Here is a 15,735-nt window from a genome sequence, read left to right as displayed (position 1 = left end):
AGGGGGGAAGACGGTATCTACATGGCCACGGCGCGTCCCGCCAAGCCACACGACAGGCCATGATGCGCGCCGCCCACGCGCCGGACGATGATGCCGGACGCAGCGCCGCGATCCGTACCGCGGCTATTTCTTCTTTCCGGCGAGCGGTGTGAGGCCGTTGTCGGCGATCGCCTTGGCGGCAGCCGGGGACGCCAGGTAGTCCAGCAGCGCCTGCGCCGCCTGCGGCTGCGTGCTGGCGACGGCGCCGGAGTACAGCGTCATCTGCTGCGCCTGCTTGGGAATCAGGCCAACGATCGTGATGCCGGGGACCGGCTTGAGTTCGCTCAGTTGCTGGAAACCGAGCTGCGCCTGACCGCGTGCGACCACCGCGTCGACCGGCTCGGCGGGAATCATCTGCGCCTTGGCGGCGAACCCGGCGCCGAGCCGCATCCGCGGAAACAGCGTGCGCGACAGGTAGACGCCACTGGCGCTGTCGGAGTAGGCCACCGACTGGCTGTCCAGCAGGGTCTTGCGGAAGGCCGCCATCGTGGAGATGTCCGGCGTGGGCGCGCCCTGTTTGACCGCCATGGCGATGTAGGACTCGCCCAGGTCCACGCGGCTGGCGGGCCGCGCCTGGCCGCTGGCCACCAGCGTGTCGAGCGCCGCGCCGACCATCAGCAGCACGTCCGCCGGCTCGTGGCGGGCGAGGCGGTTGGGGATCGCCTGCGGGGTGTCGCCCATCGACGGCGCCGCCTCGATGTGTAGCTTTACCCCGGTGGCCCGTTCGTAGTCGGGCGCCACCGCGCGGATCGCGCCCATGATGCCGCCGGAACTGAGCACCTCCCGCGTCGTGGGCGGGGCCGCGCGGTCCGCACCCGGCGCCGTCGCAGCCGATGCGGACGTGGAGGCGAGCAGCAGCGCGGCCAGGGTCAAGGGAATCAGGGAACGGCGCATGGCGAACCTGCCTGGAGGAAAGCGCGATAGCCTGCGTGATCGGCGCTGAAGAGGGCGGGAAGCCGCTGCCGGTGCATCGGAACCTGGCCGCGTGCCGTGCCAGATCGTCAGCGCGATCCACGCAGGGCAATGCGCGGCACCGCCTCGGTCGCGCCATTGCCGCCCGTCGTCGTCGGGCCAGGACCAGGAACGCGCGCCGCCATCGCACGCAGTGCGGCGGTCGCGGTGTTCGCCGTCATCGGATTGTTCTAGAGTGCATTCGAACCCTCCGTCCTGTTTGCCGTGGCGTGTACCGCCACGCACGGCGCACCCTGCCGATCGCCTGCATGTCCACCACCACCGCATCTGCCGCCGCCCGCGTCCGCGAGGCCGTCCGTTCCGCCACCACCGGTCTGATCGAGCGCGATCAACTCGCCGAACTGATGGTGCTGGCGGCGATCGCCGAGGAGCATCTGCTGATCGTCGGTCCGCCCGGCACCGCCAAGAGCGCGGTGGTCCGGCGCGTCGCCACCGCGCTCGGCGGTCGCTACTTCGAGTATCTGCTGGGCCGCTTCACCGAGCCGTCGGAACTGTTCGGCCCGGTCGATCTGCGCAAGTTGCGCGAGGGCGTGGTCGAAACCGACGTCGCCGGGATGCTGCCGGAGGCGGACGTCGCGTTTCTCGACGAGGTATTTCTGGGCTCCACGGCCATCCTCAATACCTTGCTGGGGGTGTTGAACGAACGCCGCTTCCGCCGCGGCCATACCGATCTGGCCTGCCCGCTGCGCATCTGCGTGGGCGCGGCCAATGCGCTGCCGGATGACGAGTCGCTGGCGGCGTTCGCCGATCGCTTCCTGCTGCATGTGTTCGTCGACGCGGTGCCGGACCACCAACTGGAAGCGCTGCTGGCCGGCGGTTGGCAGGTCGAGCGCAGCGCGGTAGTGCCGGCGGCCCATCTGGCCGACTTGGACATTCTTGCCGGTCAGGTCCGGCAGGTGCGGATGGACGACGCACGCCGCCTGCTGGCGCAGGCGATCCGGACCCTGCGCGCCGCCGGCCTGGCGCTATCCGACCGCCGCATCGTCAAGACCCAGCGCCTGGTGGCGGCCGCGGCGGTGCTGGCCGGCCGTAGCGTCGCGGCCGAAGCGGACCTGTGGCCGTTGTTCTATGTGATGCCGACGCGGGAATCGCAGGCCGCCGCGCAGGACGCGCTGCGCGAGACCCTTGCGCTGGCCGCCAATCCGACCCTGCGTGCCGCCGCGGAACAGGCGGCACTGCAGCCGCTGTCCCGGGTAGCGCGGCTGCTGGAAGCCGCCCAGCGTTGTCTGGCCGATGCCGGTGCGGTCGATGCGCCCGGCGCCGAAGCGGTGTTGCGCGAGATCGATGCCAACTTCACCGCTGCCTCCTTGCCGGAACTGCTGGCCGTCGAGCGCGCGCGCCTGATCGAGTGGATCGGCGCCAGCGCATGACCTGGGGGTGGCAGGACGATCCTGCACCGCCGCCGCCGCAGGGCGTGGTCGGCGTGGGCAGGCAGCGCGCGCAGCGCCTGCTGGCGTGTGTCGCGCGCAGCGCGCAGCCCGACGTGCTGATGGTGGCGGCGACCGCCGACCTGGTGGTGGTGACCGGTCCGGAGGCGGCGCTGCCGTGGATCGACGAGGGGCAGTACATCGCGCCGCGTCCGGCCGCGCCGGGGCTGTGGCTGCCGACGACGCAGTGCCCGGACATTCCGCTGGATCTGCTAGCCCAGGCCGTGGCGCGGCGTCATCCGGGGGCGCCCTGGCTGCTGCTGCGCACGCCGTCGGTGCTGGTGCCGCTGCAGCGGCTGCTGCCGGCCGGTGCGGCGGTGCTGGAGCAGATCCGCAGGCGCTGGGCCGTATGAATGCGGCATTTCCGCTGCCGCCGGCGCTGCAGCCATGGCATGCGTGGCTGGCGTGGTTCGATGCGGACATCGCGGCGATGGTCGGCGACTGGCTGCTGCGGCTGGATCCGCTGCTCGGTCGCGGCGCGGCGCGCATGCAGCGCGGTGTCGCCGATCCGGACGGGATCGACGATCTGCGCCGCCGCGGTCCCTACGAACGCCTGGTCCTGAGCGAATGGGCGGTGGCCGACCTGCTGCCCGACGAATTCCTGCGCCGCGCCGCGCACTACGAACACCTGTTCCTGGCGCCCAAGCTCGCCCGCCCACGCAGCGACGCGCTGGTCCTGGCGCTGTTCGACGCTGGCCCGGCGCAACGCGGCGCGCCGCGCCTGCTGCATGTGGCGATGTGGATCCTGTTGGCGCGGCGCGCGCAAGCGGCCGGCGCGCGCTTCGCCTGGGGCGTGCTGCAGCGGCCGGGCGAGGTACATGAGGAGGCGAGCGCGGAGGCCTTGCGCGCGCTGCTGCAGGCGCGGACTCACGCGCTGGCGACGCAGACCGAGCACACCGCCTGGCAGCGCCATCTCGCCGGCCATGGCCAAGCGGCCATCGAGTGCTGGTGGATGACCGCCGGCGACGTCGCGCCCGGCCGCGGCGACCATCAGGTCCGAATCCGGCACGGCTTCGACGATCGGCTGTCGGTGTCGGTCAGGACGCCACGGGCGCATCGCCAACTGACGCTCGGCCTGCCCGACGCAGGCCGCGCCTCGCGGCTGCTGCGCGGCGAGTTCCTGCTGGCGCCGGCGCCGCTGGCCATGCCCGGGGCCGTGGTCGCGACCGAATCCCTGAACGGCCGCTTGTCATTGCGGCAACCGCCGCTGTTCAGTATCGATGGCCGGCATCTGGCGCTGCCGCTGGCCGGGACCCATCAGGCGGTGCTGCTCACGCTCCGCGAGGAGGGCAGGCGCAAGAAGGCCAAGCCGCGCTACAGCGCCTGGCCGGCCAGCGGCGAGTTGCTGTGCGGCGTGATCGCCAACAAGGAGCTGGCTGGCGTGGCCGCCGTGCACGACGGGCTGTACTTCTGGAAGATGCCGTGGTTCCAGCCCGTCGCGCGGCCGCCGGCCGATGCGTTCGCCGCTGCGCCCGGCGCCGCGTCCTGGCTGCACTGCGCCTGGCTGCGAGCGAGCAAATCGCAGACGCAGCGTGTGGTGATCCTGGACGCCGCTGGGCGACTGCTGTCCTGGACCAACGCCAGCACGCGCCCCGGACGCGACATGCCCGCGCATGTCCAGGTGGACGATCGGGTACTGGCGATGCAGCAGATCGACGGGCAGCGTCTGTTGTATGCCCGCTGCGAAGACGACCGCCTACGTGTCAACTACCTGCACCGCGAAGGCAATATCGAACTGCTGACCCAGTTGGCGGTGCCGGCGCGTCCGGTCCGGTTGCTGGTCCGCGGACAGGTGCGGGAAGGCCATTGGCGCGGCGCGTTGTGCCTGGAGTACCCCGGTCAGCACGACGATGGCGGTATCTGCCGCCTGTACCAGGGCGGACCCCAGGACGGCTTTTCCGAGTTGGAACTGCGCCTGCCGGCAGGCGCGAAGCTGCTGGGTCCGGTACAGGATCCGCAGCGTCCAGAGCGCAGCCGGCTGTTGCTGCTGCGCCCCGACCGACGCACCGTGATCGCGATCGGCGAACAGGGCCAGGAGATCGTGTACCAGGCATCGAACGACATCAGCGCCGCCTCGGTGGCGCCGGACGGTAGCGGGGTTGCTCTGGTCGATATGGCTGGGCAACTGCGTGTTTTGGGCGAGGGCGGAGGCAAAGTACTGCTGCAGGCGCAGGGACAGCGCGGGGACGACCGTGATGACTGAGGCGAAGCAGGCCGCGTCCGCCGCCGCCGCGGTACGCGACCCGATGTGGCGCGGATGGCAGGCGCTGGACGCGCTGTGGTGGCCCGCCGACGTGCTGCCGGCGCCGGTGCGAACGGCACGTATGCTGGCCGCCTGGCACCCTGGTTGCCGGGCCTATCGGTTCGCGGCCGGCGACATGCTGTGCTTCGCCCGCGCGCAGCCGCTGCAGTGCGAAACGATGGGCGAGGTACCCATGCGCCGCCTGCACGGGACGTTGTACTCGGCACCGTTGACGGACGAGGAACGGGCCGCGTTGCCGGCCATGGAAATCGGCCTGGTCGCCGGCGCCGCCGTGGTGGGGCTGCGCTTCGCCCAGGGCGAGGTGCTGGACCTGTCCGAGGCGATCGCGTTGGACGCCTACCGGGTACTTGAGCCCTTCAATTGCCACGTCGCGTCGCCGGTGCTGGACGTGGCGCAGTTGCAGGGAAAGGACGTGCGCAGTGTATTGGGTCGGGCCATCCCGCCACGCAGCGCGGAAGGCGAGGCGTTCCTGCGGGCGATGGCCGGTGCGCGTACGGCAGATGCGCTGCGCGACGGCATCGCGGCGGTGCGCGAAGGCATGCTCGGCGCCGTCGTCGCCTTGTTGGCGCGCTGGCTGCCGGGGTCGGGGATCAGGGTGCCGGCGGCGGCCAGTGGCGGTATTCCCGCACGCCAGCGCGCGCAGCGGCGGCCCAGTGCCTGGCGCGATACCCTCGCACGGCTGGCCGCAATCAGCCGAGTAGGCAAGCTGATCGGGTATCGGCATGGTGCCTACCTGCGCCGGATGATGGCGATGTTCGACCGCGGCGACCTGGACGAAGCCTTGCGCAATGCCCTGCCCGTGGATGCGACTGGGCAGTCGCTGGGGCAGGCGTTCGGTACGCCTGAGCGGCGCGAGAGCCTGCAACTCTCGGGACGGATCGGGCAGGGCGCCAGCCTGGACCTGGGCGAAGATCTGACCACGCACCTGCGGCGCATGTACCGGGAGGCGTTCGCCGCGCTGAACCGCAAGGGCCGGATCGACGAAGCGGTGTTCGTCCTGGCCGAACTGCTCAATGCGCGCCAGGAGGCGTTGGATTACCTGGTCGAGCATGGGCGCCACGCGCAGGCGGCCGAGTTGGCCATGGGTTGGGAGATGCCGCCGGCCCTGATCATCCGGCTGCTGATGCTGGGCGGCGATGTCCGCCGTGCGACCCAGGTTGCCCGGCGCGACCGCGCCTTCGCCGACGCAGTCAGCCAGTTGCAGGGCGCCCATCCGGCGCTGGCGGCGCAGTTGCGGCTGGAATGGGGCCACGCCCTGGTCGAGAGCGGCGACTGGCTGGAAGCGGTCGAGGTGGTCTGGCCGCTGCGCGAGGCACGCGATCTCGCGTTGCAATGGTTGCTGGCCGCAGAACAGGCCGGCGCTGCCTTGTCGGCCCGCGCCCTGGTGCAGCGCGCCAGCCTGTTGCCTGACACGCTGCAGCAGTACGCCGACAGGATCGAGGCGTTGGCCGATCCTGCGGCCGACCCGCAGCCGCGCGCGGCGCTGGCGAATGCCTTGCTGGCGATCGGCGGCAACAGCGCCGCATTGCGGCGTCTGGCCGCCTGCGTGCTCCCCGCCGTCGCCGCCGATTGCAGCGCCGGCCGCAACGGTCTGGGGCGCAGCGATCTGGAGCGCCTGCTGAAAATGGCGGCCGATCCTTGCCTGAAGAGCGACATGCCGCCGTGGCGCGTCGCGCAGGCGGGCCAGCCGACGCCCTTCTGGCGCCTGCGCAGCCCCCTGGCGCTGGCGCTGCCTGCCGCCGGCGTGCAGCGAATCCACGACGCCGCAGTCCTGCCCGACCGGCAGTATCTGGTCGCTCTGGGCGAGGCCGGCGCGGCCGTCCTTGATGCCCATGGACGGGTGGTTCAGCACTATGCGGTGCCGGCGTATCGGTTGGTGCTCGCGGCCAGCGGGCAGGTCGCGTTGGCGCTGGCGCCGCGCGAGCGCGTCTCGCGGATCGCGCGGCTCGACCTGACCACCCGCAGCAGCATCGAACTCGGCGCACTGGCCCTGCAGTTCGCCGCGCCTACCCTCATCGGGACTGGCTGGACCGTGGTGGTGGACGGCCGCATTCTGGTCATCGACGTCGGCAAGGGGCTGATGGAGGTACTGTGGCACGTCGGTGACCTGCCAGGTTCGATCGTCGCCGCCGCCTTTTTCGAGGACTGCGAGGTGTTCCTGGTGCGTACCGCCGAGACCTTGCAGGAGTGGACGTACATGCTGCCGCACAGGCGCCTGCGCGGGCGCGATGACATCGTCCTGCAGCCTGATGTGCCGGTCATGCCACATCGCCTGGGCGGGATGCAGCAACCACGTCTGGAGGTGAACGAGGACGGGGCCAATGCCTTCGTATTCCGCAATGGCAACGCCCGGGGCGTGTGCGTGCTGCCGCCGATGCCATCGGAGACGGTCGATGCGCGCTTCGTCGCGCTCGAACACGGGATGCTGGCTGGCGTTCGTCTGGATCAGGCCAGCCGTTACTTCATTGTTCGCTTCTCCGACGGCGATCGCATTGCCGATCTGGCGTTACCGAGCGGGTTGTCCCTGCAGGCGCGCGAGCAGCCGGGGCACCTGTTGCTGTTCACGGAGGACGGCCGCCTGCTGGATATCGACCTGTCGCTGGCGCTGGCGCATGCGCTGTCGCTGCACTAAACCGGCGGCGTTGCGTCTTGTCTCCGGACAGGCCCACATCGCCTCATGATCGCCAGTTATATGGCTATGCCGCCACCGCCGCGCGGCCTTGAACAATCCACGGCGACGGCGTCTAGAATCCCACCATGCCGTTCGCTTCTCCCGTCCGTCGCCGTGCTGCGCCCTTCCTGATCCTCGAAACCGGTGAGCCGGTGGCGACGATGCGCCGCTACGGACGCTTCCCGCACTGGATCCGCGTCGCCGCCGGCCTGGCCGAGCGCGAGACGGTGGTGACGAACGTCGCCGCCGGCGAAGCCTTGCCGGCGCGGGGCGACTTCGCCGGAGTGATCGTCACCGGCTCGGCGGCGTTCGTCACCGATCGGGCCGAGTGGAGCGAACGCTCGGCGGCCTGGTTGCGCGAAGCCGCCGAGGACGGCACGCCGCTGCTGGGCATCTGCTACGGGCACCAGCTGCTGGCGCACGCGCTGGGCGGGGAGGTCGCCTACAACCCGGCCGGGCGCGAATCGGGCACGGTGGACATCGAACTGCACCCGCCCGCCGCCGAGGATCCGCTGTTCGCCGGCCTGCCGCCTCGCTTCCCCGCGCATGCCACGCATCTGCAGACGGTGCTGCGCGCGCCGTCCGGCGCCACGGTGCTGGCGCACTCGGCGCAGGACCAGTGCCACGCGTTCCGCTGGGGCGAGGCGACCTGGGGCCTGCAGTTCCATCCGGAGTTCGCCACCCACCACATGCGCGGCTACGTGCAGGCGCGCGCGGACTGTCTACGCAGCGCCGGACGCTGCGCCCGTACCATCGCCCGCGAGGTCAGCGCCGCACCGCTGGCACGCAAACTGTTGCGGCGCTTCGTTCAGCACGCACGCGGGCAGCACAGCAGCGGCCAGGCAAAACCGCGATAATCTGTGCAGTCGCCGCGCTGTACGGCGTCCCCCACTTCGGATTGGCAATGATCGAGATTCGCAAGCTGCCGGCCTCGGCCGGCGCGGAATGGCTGTTGGCCGGCATGTCCCTGCTGCGGCGGGCGCCGTGGGCGTTGGGCCGGCTCGGACTGATCTGGGGCCTGGCGGCGCTGATCGCCCTGTTCCTGGGCGTGCTCAACCCGACCCTGGGCATGCTGGCGCAACTGCTGATGGGGCTGGCCGGGCCATTGCTGTTCGGCGGGCTGGTGTGGGCCGTGCGCGAGGTCGACCAGGGCCGCAGCGCCGAGCCGGCGCACCTGCTGCAGGGCCTGCACGGCGGTCGCACGCCGAACCTGCTGGTGGCGTTGCTGCCGCAGGTGGTGGTCGGGCTGGCGCTGGCGCTGCTGGCGGTGGTGGTGATCGGTCCGGACGGGTGGATGCAGCTGACCACGGTGATGAACAAGCTCAACGAGCTGGGCCAGTCCGGCGCGCAGCCGGATCCGCTGCAGGTGGAGCAACTGGTCGCGACCCTGCCGGCGCTGCGCATCCTGCTGTGGCTGATGCTGGTGGCGGTCGGGTTCGTGGCGGTGGCGCTGACCCTGTTCCTGTTCGCGCCGCAGGTGATGTTCGACGGCCGCAACGGTATCGCCGCCATCGGGCACGGCCTGCGCGCCTGCCTGCACAACCTGCCGGCGATGCTGGTGTTCTTCGTCCTCGCCTTCCTGGCCATGTTCGCGTTCTATTTCGCGCTGACCGTGGTGATGCTGGTGCTGCAGCTCCTCGTCGGCACCGCCGTGGCCGCGCTGGTCGCGCAGTTGCTGCTGATGGCGCTGCTGATGCCGGTCCTGGCCGGGATCGTGTACGCGGCCTGGAAGCAGATGTTCGTGCACGCCGGCGATGCGGCGCCGGCGGTGCCGCCGCCGCCCTCCAACGTCTTTGTGGCGTAGCGCCGGGATTGGGGAATCGGGAGTCGGGAGTCGGGAATCGTAAGAGCCACAGCAACAGCAAAACGGCCCCTCGGGGCCGTTTTGCTGTGTGCGGCAGATTGCCGTCAAGCCGCGTGGTAATGGTGGGTATGCAGCGAACCGCTGTTCCGATTCCCTATTCCCGTGCCTCGATTCCCGGCTTCTTGGTCACCGCCGCTGCGGCGATGATGCCCAGCTCATAGAGCAGGCACATCGGGATCGCCAGCATCAGTTGCGAGACCACGTCCGGCGGGGTCAGCACGGCGGCCAGCACGAAGATGCCGACGACTGCGTAGCCGCGGCCCTCGCGCAGTTGCTGCGGGGTCACCCAGCCGAGCAGGGCCAGGATCACCAGCGCCACCGGCAGTTCGAAGCTGGCGCCGAAGGCGAAGAAGATCGCCAGCACGAAGTCCAGGTACGCGCCGGCATCGGGGGTGAGCTGGATCACGTCCGGTTTGAACGTGGTCAGGAAGTGGAACACCGCCGGCAGGACCAGGAAGTAGGCGAAGCCGCAGCCGAGGTAGAACAGCAGCACTGCCGAGGCCAGCAGCGGCAGCGCCAGGCGCTTCTCGCGCTGGTACAGGCCGGGGGCGACGAAGGCCCAGGCCTGGTACAGCAGCCAGGGGGCGGACACGAACAGGGCCAGGAAGAACGCCAGCTTCAGCGGCGCGATGACCGCGCCGGCCGGGTGCGTGGCAATGACGCTCTGGCCCACCGGCAACTGCGCCAGCATCGGCTCCGCCAGCCAGGAGTACAGGCGCTTGGAGAAGGGCAGCAGCGCCACCACCACCACGCCCAGGCCGATCAGCGCGCGCATCAGCCGCGCGCGCAGTTCGATCAGGTGTTCGATCAGGCTGCTCTCGGCTTCCACGTTCATCGCGGCGCCTCCGGATCAATGGAGGGCGGCTGGCCGGTGTGCGCCGTGGCGGTGGACGCCGGATGCGGTGCGGCGGCACCGCGCGCGGCGGCGGGCACCGTCGCGGCAGAGTGCGTGGGCAGGGGCGTGTCCGTCTCGGGAGCGTGCGCAGTCGGGGCGTCGATTGCGGCGGCTGTCGCTGGCGGCACGGTAGACGGCGCGCTGTCGGCAGGCGGCACCGGCGGGTTCGGATCGATCTCGCGGCGCAGCGCCTCGGTCTGCCGCTGCAGTTCCTCGCTGCCATCGCGAAACTGGGTCTCGGCCTGGCGCAGCGAGCTCTGCACGTCGTGCAGGCTGCGCTTGAGTTCCTCGGCTTCCAGTTCGCGTTCCAGTTCCTGCTTCACCGAGTCCCACTGCGCGCGGGCGCGGCGCACCCACAATCCGGCGAAGCGCGCCGCCTTGGGCAGGCGCTCGGGACCGAGCACCACCAGGGCCACCACCGCGATCACCAGCAGTTCGCTGAATCCGATATCGAACACGCCGGCGGGGTCCCGTCAGTGCGCGTCGCGGTCGCGTTCGGCCTGGGTCTGGCGGGACGGCTCGCTGCTGCTGCGCGTCTCGTCGCCGAGCTGGCCGGCGGGCTTGTCGTCGTCGCGCATGCCTTTCTTGAATTCCTTGACCGCGTTGCCCAGATCCTTGGCGCCGCTCGTCAGCCGCTTGGTGCCGAACACCAGCAGCACGATCACCAGCACCACCAGCCAGTGCCAGATGCTAAGACTGCCCATGATCCGCTCGCAGAAAAGTCGTAAGGAACCCGCAGGATAACGCACCGCGCCGCGCCGCGTTACCTCTCCCGGCCGTGCAGGCAGGCCGGCACGACGGGATGGACAGGTGGCGTTGGGAACCGCGCTCAGCGATCGCCGTCGAGCTTCTCGGTGCGGATCTCGCCGTCGGACACCGGCTGGAAGCCCTGCTGCGCCGGTTGCGCCTGGCCCTGCAGGGGGACGGTGCTGGCAGCGGCGTCGGGCGCGGCGGTCGGTTCCGGCGTGGCCTGCGGCGCCGGCATGGCCGCCGGTGCCGGGGCGGCGCCCGGGCTGCCATTGCTGTCGGTGCCACGGCTCTGCCGCGCGGCGTAGGTGGCTTCCTCGAGCTTGTCGCGGAAGGCGACGATGTCGTTGGACGGCCGGTTGGTGGTGCGGCCTTCGAAGATCATCCGCGGGGTGGTGTTGCTGCCGTAGGCGTTGAGGTCGGCGGCATCGTCGATCTGCAACGCGGCGCCATCTAGGGCGACGCCGGCGAACAGGCCGCGCGCGCGCGACCACGACCAGATCTCGGCCTTGAGCTGGCCGTCGGTGGCAGCGGCGGCGTTGCGCCCGACCGGGCCGGCGGCGACGCCGGCATCGGCACCGAGGGTGAACTTGCCGTTGACGATGTTGTCCAGGCTGCGGTCGTTACGGAACACCAGCACCACGTCGGAGGACTGCACGCCGACCTGGAAGCCGATGCTGCCGCCGGTGAGCTTGACGAACACCGGGTTGGACCAGGTGCCGTCGGGGCGCTTGACCGACATCAGGCCGTGGCCGCGACGCCCGCCGATCACCAGGCCGGCCTTGAGGGTGTCCGGGATCACCACGATGGCGCGGCCCTCGTCGAGCAGCTTGTCGGGGATGGCCTGCTCGGGAATCTTCTGGATGTCGGTCAGCACGCGCAGCGCGTTGCGGGCGCGCTCGTCCTCTTCCGGTCCGGCCACGGCGTGGCCGACGAACAACAGGGTGCTCAACAACAGGGCGAGGCGCGGCAGGAGGGGCATGGCGGGCTCCGAAATAGGTCCGCAGCAAGATACTGCAAGTCCTTGAACTTAGTCACAGGGCAATGAATCGGCAATGAGTGGTGCCGGCACCGCATGCAGGCGCCGTCGATCGCCGCGATCGAACGGATCGACACGCCGCAACGCGCGCGCTCTGCCACAATGCGCGCATGTCCGACGCACCCGAGACCGCCATCCTGGTGGTGAATCTAGGCACGCCCGAGGCGCCGACCGCGCCTGCGGTCGCCCGTTACCTGGCCGAGTTCCTTGGCGACAAGCGCGTGGTCGCGATCCCGCGGCTGTTCTGGTGGCCACTGCTGCACTGGGTGATCCTGCCGCGGCGCTCGCCGAAATCGGCGGAGAAGTACGCCCAGGTGTGGCTGGCGGACGGCTCGCCGCTGGCGGTGTACACCCGCCGCCTGGCCGAGGGCATGCAGCGCGAGCTGCCCGGGCACCGCGTGGCCTGGGCGATGCGCTACGGCGCGCCGGCGCTGGCGCCGGCCCTGGACGCGCTGCGCGAGGCGGGCGTGCGCCGGATCGTGGTGCTGCCGCTGTACCCGCAGTATTCGACCACCACCACCGCCTCGATCGAGGACGTGGTGCAGGCCTGGCAGGCGCGCCATCCGCAGCTGCCGGTGCACCTGATCGAGGACTACCCGACCGATCCGGCCTGGGTCGCGGCGGTGGCCGACAGCGTGCGTGCGCACTGGGCGCAGCATGGCCGCGGCGAGCGGCTGTTCTTCTCCTTCCACGGCCTGCCGCAGCGCGTGGCCAACAACGGCGATCCCTACCCGCAGCGCTGCGAAGCCAGCGCGCAGGCGATCGCCACCGCACTGGGCCTGGAGGCGGGCCAGTGGGAGCTCGGCTACCAGTCGCGCTTCGGCGCCGAGCGCTGGCTGCGCCCGTACGCCGAGCCGCGGCTGTGGGAGCTTGCCGGGCAGGGGGTCAAGCAGGTGGACGTACTCTGTCCCGGCTTCGCCACCGACTGCCTGGAAACCCTGGAAGAAGTGGCGATGGGCTTCGTCGAGACCTGCGCCGAACGCGGCATGCAGGTGCGCTACATCCCCTGTCTCAACGACGCCCCGGCGCACGCGCGCGCGCTGGCGCAACTGGCGGCCCGCGCCGCATGAGTTTGCGTGCTTTTGCCTGCCCGTCGCGGGTGGGCGCGCTGGCCGGACTGCGCAGCGGCGACCCGGAGGGACCCAAGGCGCTGGCCTTGCACGGCTGGCTCGACAACGCCGCCAGCTTCGTGCCGCTGAGCCGGCATCTGCCGCAGCTGGACCTGGTGATGCTGGACCTGCCCGGCCATGGCCACAGCAGCGACCTGCCCGATGGTGCCGAATACCTGCTGACCAGCGCCTTGCACCCGGTGCTGGACGCGGCCGATGCGCTGGGCTGGGAGCGCTTCGTGCTGATCGGCCATTCGATGGGTGCGGCCATCGCCAGCCTGCTGGCCGCCGCGGCGCCGCAACGCATCGAGAAGTTCGTGGCGATCGAGATGCTGGGCGGCCTGGCCGAGAGCGAGGCGGGCGCGGTGGAACGGCTGCGCAACAGCGTCGCCAGTACCCGCCGTGCCACCGCCACGCCGTTGCGCGTCTTTCCCGATCTGGCCGCGCCGGTGCGGGCGCGGATGCTGGCCAACCAGCTCAGCGAGCCGGCCGCGCGGCTGCTGGTGGAACGCGGCGTGCGCGCGGTGGACGGCGGCTACGTGTGGCGCAGCGACCGCCGGCTGACCCTGCCCACCGCGATCCGCCCGACCGAGCCGCAGATGCAGGCGCTGCTGGCCGGCATCGAGTGCCCGACCGCGGTGGTGTTCGCCGATCCGGCGCAGGACATCCTGCCCGAGTCGCTGCGCCTGACGCGCGCGGCGTGCCTGCGCGACGGCCGCGTGCACACGCTGCCCGGCACCCACCATCTGCACATGGAACAACCGGCGGCGGTGGCCGCGTTGCTGCACGGCTTCCTCTGACGCAGACGCGGCGCTGACCGCGTCGCCATGCGTCTGCGCCGCCGCGACCATCGCATCCGGGCATCGCGCACGCACATTGCGACGCAGTGGGCGCCGGTGCTGCGCAGGCCGCCGCAATTGTTCCTTTCGCGGCGTCACAGTTCGACATGTTGTCGCCGTGCCGTCGCGGTTCGGAAAACTTCGGCGTACAGCGTAGCGCGCACCTTTCGCCCTGACGCCGCGCTTCCATGATCCGCCTCCTTCGCCGCTACCGGGTCGGCCCACGCCTGACCTTCGCCTTCGCTGCCCTGCTGTTGATCTGCGGTGCCCTGATCGTGGCCAGCCTCGCGTCGATGGCGCTGGCGCGCCAGCAGCTCGACGACATCGCCCTGGACAAGATGGAGAAGATCCGCCTGTCCAACGCCATGGTCGCGGCGCAGGCGCGGCTGGAGATCGGCCTGCTCAACGACGTCATCCTGACCAACCCCGACGAGAAGCAGGCGGTGGTGCGCGCGATCGGCCAGGCCCAGCGCGACTACGCGCAGGCACGGCGCAAGCTGTTCGCGCTGCGCCTGGACCCGGCCGACCGCACCGGCGCGCAGCTGCGCGCGGCGATCGACAAGGCCTATGTGCAGGTGCAGCCGTTCCAGTCGCAGGTGCTGGCGATGGCCGCCGACAACCAGAACCTGGATGCGCAGACCTTGCACCTGTACACCTTGCAGCCGCTGCTGGCGCAGTGGCAGCAGGCGATCCAGCGCAACGCCGCGCACCTGCGCACGCTCAGCGACGGCTCCTATGCGCAGGCGGTGACTACCATGGCCCGCGCGCGCTGGTTGCTGCTGCTCGGCGGCGGCCTGCTGCTGGCGGTCAGTGCGTGGCTGGGCTGGTGCATCACCCAGAGCCTGGTGCGGCCGCTGCGCGAAGGCACCCGCGTGGCCGCGGCGATCGCCGCCGGCCAACTCGACGCGGTGTTGCCGGCACAGGGCAACGACGAGGCCGCCGAGCTGCTGCGCAGCATGCAGACCATGCAGACCCAACTGCGCGCGGTGCTGGCCGAGCAGCGGCGGATGGCGCAACGGCATGCCGACGGCGCCATCGCCTGCCGCGGCGATGCGGCCGCCTTCCCGGGCGACTATGGCCAATTGCTGCGCGACGCCAATGCGCTGGTCGACCTGCACGTGGGCACCGCGCAGTCGATGGTGGCGCTGATGCGGCGCTACGCCATCGGCGATCTCAGCGAGGACATGCCGCGCCTGCCCGGCGAGCAGGCCGCGATCTCCGAGGCGATGGATGCGATCAAGGCCAACCTCGGCACGCTCAGCCGCGACATCTGGCATCTGGCCGAGGCCGCCGCGGCCGGCGACTTCAGCGCGCGTGCCGATCTCGGCGCGCACCAGCACGATTTCCGCATCATGCTCGAGAGCCTCAACCAACTGATGGCGACGGTGGACGGCAACCTGGGCGAGTTGTCCGGGCTGTTGCGCGCCATCGCCAGCGGCGACCTCGGCGTGCGCATGCATGGAGACTTCCATGGCGTGTTCGCCGACATGCGCGACGATGCCAACGCCAGCGCCGACCAGCTCGCGGCGATCGTGGCCGGCATCCAGCACGCGGCCGCAGCGATCGATGCCGAGGCCGGCGCCATCGCCGGCGGCCACCAGGACCTGTCGCAGCGCAGCGCCGAACAGGCCGGCACGCTGGAGCGCACCGCCCGTGCGGCGGCGCGCCTGACCGACACCGTGCGCCAGAACGCCACCCATGCGCACCATGCCAACCAGCTGGCCGACGCCGCGGCGACCGTGGCCGGCCAGGGCGGTGCTTCGATCGATGCGGCGGTCGGTGCGATGCAGGGCGTGGAAGCGGCCTCGCGCAAGATCGGCGAGATCATCGCGGTGATCGACGGCATTGCCTTCCAGACCAACATCCTGGC

15 protein-coding genes are annotated in these 15,735 nt (G+C 70.9%); 9 read left to right on the top strand and 6 right to left on the bottom strand.

The window, feature by feature from the left end; all coding sequences use genetic code 11:
* Positions 1 to 123 precede the first annotated feature (123 nt).
* Positions 124 to 933: a substrate-binding domain-containing protein gene (locus CEK66_RS00070; protein ID WP_152235534.1), complete on the bottom strand. Its 810-nt coding sequence runs from the start codon at positions 931 to 933 to the stop codon at positions 124 to 126.
* Positions 934 to 1,040: 107 nt separating this feature from the next.
* On the bottom strand, positions 1,041 to 1,172 hold the full coding sequence (locus tag CEK66_RS20760) for a hypothetical protein (RefSeq protein WP_255325471.1): 132 nt from the start codon (positions 1,170 to 1,172) through the stop codon (positions 1,041 to 1,043).
* A gap of 87 nt (positions 1,173 to 1,259) precedes the next feature.
* On the opposite strand from CEK66_RS20760, the gene CEK66_RS00065 reads away from it, so the two are divergent.
* The 6 genes from CEK66_RS00065 (at position 1,260) to CEK66_RS00040 (ending at position 9,176) form a co-directional block, all read left to right on the top strand.
* Positions 1,260 to 2,381 carry an AAA family ATPase gene (locus tag CEK66_RS00065; protein ID WP_152235533.1) on the top strand — a complete coding sequence of 374 codons (1,122 nt, stop codon included), beginning with the start codon at positions 1,260 to 1,262 and terminating at the stop codon, positions 2,379 to 2,381.
* The gene (locus CEK66_RS00060) at positions 2,378 to 2,791 is read left to right on the top strand and encodes a hypothetical protein (RefSeq protein WP_152235532.1); all 414 of its coding nucleotides are present in this window, start codon (positions 2,378 to 2,380) and stop codon (positions 2,789 to 2,791) included. The genes CEK66_RS00065 and CEK66_RS00060 overlap by 4 nt, the downstream gene beginning before the upstream one ends.
* Complete coding sequence (locus CEK66_RS00055; RefSeq protein ID WP_152235531.1) at positions 2,788 to 4,641, top strand: hypothetical protein; 1,854 nt, start codon at positions 2,788 to 2,790, stop codon at positions 4,639 to 4,641. The genes CEK66_RS00060 and CEK66_RS00055 overlap by 4 nt, the downstream gene beginning before the upstream one ends.
* Positions 4,634 to 7,333 carry a bpX6 domain-containing protein gene (locus CEK66_RS00050; RefSeq protein ID WP_152235530.1) on the top strand — a complete coding sequence of 900 codons (2,700 nt, stop codon included), beginning with the start codon at positions 4,634 to 4,636 and terminating at the stop codon, positions 7,331 to 7,333. Before CEK66_RS00055 ends, CEK66_RS00050 begins: the two co-directional genes overlap by 8 nt.
* A gap of 125 nt (positions 7,334 to 7,458) precedes the next feature.
* A complete protein-coding gene (locus CEK66_RS00045; protein ID WP_081613595.1) occupies positions 7,459 to 8,229 on the top strand; it encodes a glutamine amidotransferase in 771 nt (256 codons plus the stop codon).
* A 47-nt stretch (positions 8,230 to 8,276) separates the two neighbouring features.
* Positions 8,277 to 9,176 carry a BPSS1780 family membrane protein gene (locus CEK66_RS00040; RefSeq protein WP_017907962.1) on the top strand — a complete coding sequence of 300 codons (900 nt, stop codon included), beginning with the start codon at positions 8,277 to 8,279 and terminating at the stop codon, positions 9,174 to 9,176.
* 154 nt (positions 9,177 to 9,330) lie between these two features.
* Here the strand turns inward: CEK66_RS00040 and tatC are convergent, their stop codons facing one another.
* The 4 genes from tatC to CEK66_RS00020 form a co-directional block, all read right to left on the bottom strand.
* Positions 9,331 to 10,071: a twin-arginine translocase subunit TatC gene (gene tatC / locus CEK66_RS00035; protein ID WP_017907961.1), complete on the bottom strand. Its 741-nt coding sequence runs from the start codon at positions 10,069 to 10,071 to the stop codon at positions 9,331 to 9,333.
* Entirely contained in the window at positions 10,068 to 10,589 is a 522-nt protein-coding gene (gene tatB, locus CEK66_RS00030; RefSeq protein ID WP_017907960.1) for a Sec-independent protein translocase protein TatB, read from the bottom strand. Before tatB ends, tatC begins: the two co-directional genes overlap by 4 nt.
* Positions 10,590 to 10,604: 15 nt before the next feature.
* Positions 10,605 to 10,835: a Sec-independent protein translocase subunit TatA gene (tatA, locus tag CEK66_RS00025; protein ID WP_010340619.1), complete on the bottom strand. Its 231-nt coding sequence runs from the start codon at positions 10,833 to 10,835 to the stop codon at positions 10,605 to 10,607.
* 125 nt (positions 10,836 to 10,960) lie between these two features.
* Positions 10,961 to 11,860, bottom strand: a complete 900-nt coding sequence (locus CEK66_RS00020; protein ID WP_148828608.1) for a YSC84-related protein — start codon at positions 11,858 to 11,860, stop codon at positions 10,961 to 10,963.
* A gap of 167 nt (positions 11,861 to 12,027) precedes the next feature.
* Here CEK66_RS00020 and hemH point away from each other — a divergent pair, with 167 nt between their 5' ends.
* The 3 genes from hemH to CEK66_RS00005 form a co-directional block, all read left to right on the top strand.
* Complete coding sequence (hemH, locus tag CEK66_RS00015) at positions 12,028 to 12,987, top strand: ferrochelatase (RefSeq protein WP_017912113.1); 960 nt, start codon at positions 12,028 to 12,030, stop codon at positions 12,985 to 12,987.
* Positions 12,984 to 13,826 (top strand): alpha/beta hydrolase, encoded by an 843-nt coding sequence (locus tag CEK66_RS00010; RefSeq protein ID WP_152235529.1) that lies wholly within the window; start codon positions 12,984 to 12,986, stop codon positions 13,824 to 13,826. The genes hemH and CEK66_RS00010 overlap by 4 nt, the downstream gene beginning before the upstream one ends.
* A 227-nt stretch (positions 13,827 to 14,053) precedes the next feature.
* On the top strand, positions 14,054 to 15,735 hold a 1,682-nt coding region (locus CEK66_RS00005; RefSeq protein ID WP_152235528.1), incomplete at its 3' end, for a methyl-accepting chemotaxis protein.

It is taken from the genome of Xanthomonas sp. LMG 12460, from assembly GCF_009192895.1.
Classification (GTDB): Bacteria; Pseudomonadota; Gammaproteobacteria; order Xanthomonadales; family Xanthomonadaceae; genus Xanthomonas_A; species Xanthomonas_A sontii.
The sequence above is the reverse complement of the archived record's forward strand: the minus strand, read 5'-3'. Positions and strand labels throughout refer to the sequence as shown.

Coding starts and splice junctions, on each gene's coding strand:
- CEK66_RS00070 (WP_152235534.1), bottom strand. CDS start 933: ATGCGCCGTTCCCTGATTCCCTTGACCCTGGCCGCGCTGCTGCTCGCC.
- CEK66_RS20760 (WP_255325471.1), bottom strand. CDS start 1,172: ATGACGGCGAACACCGCGACCGCCGCACTGCGTGCGATGGCGGCGCGC.
- CEK66_RS00065 (WP_152235533.1), top strand. CDS start 1,260: ATGTCCACCACCACCGCATCTGCCGCCGCCCGCGTCCGCGAGGCCGTC.
- CEK66_RS00060 (WP_152235532.1), top strand. CDS start 2,378: ATGACCTGGGGGTGGCAGGACGATCCTGCACCGCCGCCGCCGCAGGGC.
- CEK66_RS00055 (WP_152235531.1), top strand. CDS start 2,788: ATGAATGCGGCATTTCCGCTGCCGCCGGCGCTGCAGCCATGGCATGCG.
- CEK66_RS00050 (WP_152235530.1), top strand. CDS start 4,634: ATGACTGAGGCGAAGCAGGCCGCGTCCGCCGCCGCCGCGGTACGCGAC.
- CEK66_RS00045 (WP_081613595.1), top strand. CDS start 7,459: ATGCCGTTCGCTTCTCCCGTCCGTCGCCGTGCTGCGCCCTTCCTGATC.
- CEK66_RS00040 (WP_017907962.1), top strand. CDS start 8,277: ATGATCGAGATTCGCAAGCTGCCGGCCTCGGCCGGCGCGGAATGGCTG.
- tatC (WP_017907961.1), bottom strand. CDS start 10,071: ATGAACGTGGAAGCCGAGAGCAGCCTGATCGAACACCTGATCGAACTG.
- tatA (WP_010340619.1), bottom strand. CDS start 10,835: ATGGGCAGTCTTAGCATCTGGCACTGGCTGGTGGTGCTGGTGATCGTG.
- CEK66_RS00020 (WP_148828608.1), bottom strand. CDS start 11,860: ATGCCCCTCCTGCCGCGCCTCGCCCTGTTGTTGAGCACCCTGTTGTTC.
- hemH (WP_017912113.1), top strand. CDS start 12,028: ATGTCCGACGCACCCGAGACCGCCATCCTGGTGGTGAATCTAGGCACG.
- CEK66_RS00010 (WP_152235529.1), top strand. CDS start 12,984: ATGAGTTTGCGTGCTTTTGCCTGCCCGTCGCGGGTGGGCGCGCTGGCC.